This window comes from Sphingomonas sp. (genome assembly GCF_035758555.1).
Taxonomy (GTDB): Bacteria; Pseudomonadota; Alphaproteobacteria; order Sphingomonadales; family Sphingomonadaceae; genus Sphingomonas_B.
This window is the reverse complement of the sequence record NZ_DASTXI010000253.1, coordinates 1-2,662: the sequence shown is the minus strand read 5'-3', so window position 1 is coordinate 2,662 and position 2,662 is coordinate 1. Positions and strand designations below refer to the sequence as shown.

Annotated in this window: 3 protein-coding genes; 2 read left to right on the top strand and 1 reads right to left on the bottom strand. The window is 68.0% G+C overall.

The genetic code is table 11. The annotated features are described in order from the left end of the window. The coding region (locus VFT73_RS15245) for a sugar phosphate nucleotidyltransferase (protein WP_326412986.1) at positions 1-444 on the bottom strand (444 nt) is incomplete at its 3' end. A 168-nt stretch (positions 445-612) separates the two neighbouring features. Between VFT73_RS15245 and murJ the strand changes: the two genes are divergently transcribed. Both murJ and VFT73_RS15235 read left to right on the top strand, forming a co-directional pair. Beyond that, positions 613-2,151 carry a murein biosynthesis integral membrane protein MurJ gene (gene murJ, locus VFT73_RS15240; protein ID WP_326412984.1) on the top strand — a complete coding sequence of 513 codons (1,539 nt, stop codon included), beginning with the start codon at positions 613-615 and terminating at the stop codon, positions 2,149-2,151. Between the two features lie 132 nt (positions 2,152-2,283). Next, on the top strand, positions 2,284-2,662 hold a 379-nt coding region (locus VFT73_RS15235; RefSeq protein ID WP_326412982.1), incomplete at its 3' end, for an efflux RND transporter periplasmic adaptor subunit.

The following is a 2,662-nucleotide window of genomic DNA, read 5'->3' as shown; positions in this document are numbered from 1 at the left end:
GGTCGGCTTGATGCCGAAGGTGACGATCGAGCCCGCCTCGGCGGCCGCGCGGCCGGCCAGGCAGGTGTCCTGGAAGCCTTTCGGATCGAGGATGATGTGGTCGGCGGCCAATGCCAGCACGACCGCTTCAGGGTTCTGCCGGCGGGCGACTTCGGTCGCGGCGGCGATGGCGGGGCCCGAATCCCGCCGCAGGGGCTCGACCACTACGGTCGCCTCGACCCCGACCTCCTCGGCCTGCCGGCGGGCGAAGAAGTGGAATTGCGGCCCGGTGATCACGATCGGCGGGGCGAACATAGGCCCTTGGACCCGCAGCAGGGTCTCCTGATAGGTCGAGCGGTCGCCGACCAGCGGCAGAAACTGCTTGGGCAGGGCGTCACGCGATACGGGCCAGAGCCGGGTACCGGCGCCGCCGGCCAGCAGGACGGGGATGATGGGAGAATTCATCGGGCTTCGGCTGGCGGGCTGCTCTAGGGTGGGCCGGGGAATCGCCGTAAACGGCGGGGCGGGGCCGTGAAATAGCCGTCGTGGCCGCGCCCTAGTTCCAGTCTAGCAAGTCTCTGTAGGTCCCGTTCTAGCATCCGACCCGGGTTCCCGCACGCGCAAAGGCAGTCGATGATCCAGCGCATCCTGACGGTGGGTGGCTACACTCTGCTGTCGCGCGTGACCGGGTTCGTCCGCGACATCATCCTGGCGGCCGTCCTCGGGGCGGGGCCGGCCGCTGACGCCTTCTTCGTGGCCCTGCGGCTGCCGAACCACTTCCGCGCCATTTTCGCCGAAGGTGCCTTCAACGCCGCTTTCGTGCCCGCCTATGCCCGCATCCGGGAGCAGGGCGGCGCGCACCGTGCCGGCCTGTTCGCCGACCGGATATTCACCCTGCTGCTCGCCAGCCAGGTCGTCCTGCTCGCGGTGGCGCTCCTGTTCACCCCGGCGGTCATCGACGTGCTGGCGCCAGGCTTCGGCGCCGATCCGCAGCGCTTCGGCCTCGCCGTCGATCTCACGCGCATCACGTTCCCGTACCTGCTGCTGATCACGCTGGTGACGCTCTATGGCGGCATCCTCAACGCGCTCGAGCGCTTCGCGGCCGCGTCCGCCGCGCCGATCCTGCTCAACGTGTCGATGCTCGCGGCGCTCCTCGTGGCGCACTGGTTTCCGACACCCGGGCACGCCGCCGCCTGGGGCGTCCTGGTCTCCGGCGTCCTTCAGGCGCTGCTCGTCGCCGGCGATTGCTGGCGCGCCGGCGCGCTTCCGCGCTTCCGCGCCTTGAAGCTCGACGCCGACGTCAGCCGCTTCTTCCGCGCGCTGGGACCTGCGACGGTCGGCTCGGCCGGCGTGCAGCTCGCGCTGTTCGCCGACACGATCATTGCGAGCTTCCTGCCGACCGGCGCGGTGTCGGCGCTTTATTACGCCGACCGCATCAACCAATTGCCGATCGGCGTCATCGGCATCGCCGCCGGCACCGTGGTGCTGCCGGAAATGTCGCGCCGCATCGCCGCCGGCGACGAGGCGGGCGCCGCGCATGCGCAGAACCGCGCCATCGAGTTCACGCTTTTGCTCGGCATTCCGTGCATCGCCGCATTTTTCGCGATCCCCGATCTCATCGTGAAAGCGCTGTTCGTGCGCGGCGCGTTCACCGAGGCCGACGCTATCGCGTCCGGCCACACGCTCGCAGCCTATGCCTTTGGCCTGTTGCCGTTCGTGCTGATCCGCAGCGCGGTCGCCACCTTTTTCGCGCGCGGGGACACGACGACGCCGGTGAAGGCCGCGCTCGCCGCCGCGGCCGTGAACATTGGCTTCAAGGTGCTGCTGATGGGCCCGCTGGCGCAGGTGGGCCTGGCGCTGGCGACGTCGATCGGGGCCTGGATCAATCTCGGCCTCATCACCTGGTTCGCGGCCCGCGCCGGACACCTGCGGGCGGATTCGCGGCTCAAGCAGTCGATGTGGAAGTTTGCCGTCGCCGGCGTTGCCATGGGCCTGGTTCTCTGGGTCGCTTACGCCCCCGTCGCCGCCTGGACAAACCACCTCCACGGCATTCGCGATTTGTTGACGCTGGCAATCGTCGGGATTCTCGGGGCGGGCGTCTATGGCGTCGTCGTTTTTGTGCTGTTCGGTCGCGATTGGCTGAAAGCCTTCCGCGCGCGGCGGCGGGGCTGAAGCCGAAATGTCACAGCGCGGCGCAAGTGGACATCGGGCAATGGCCCCATTATCTGAGCGGGCTGGAATGGTCGTCTGTCGCTCCCAGGACAATCCATGACTGCGAGATCGGGTCTTTCATCATTTTATTTGATGCGCCGAGCGAGGTATGTGGCGGCGCTCGCCCTTGCGGCTTTAGTCGTAGGCTGTGGCGACAACACCCCGCAGAAGCAGGGCGGCGCGCCGCCGCCGCCGCAGGTCACCGTCGCGAAACCGACGCAGCGCACGGTGTCCGACTATGACGAATATGTCGGGCGCTTCGCCGCCGTCGATTCGGTCGAAGTGCGCGCGCGTGTCTCCGGCTATCTCGATTCCGTCGATTTCAAGGACGGGCAGATGGTCAAGCAGGGCGATCTCCTGTTCACCATCGACAAGCGGCCGTTCCAGACCGCGCTCGACCAGACGCGCGCCAACCGGCAACTGGCGCAGTCGAACCTCACCTTCACCGAATCCGACCTCAAGCGTGCGCAAC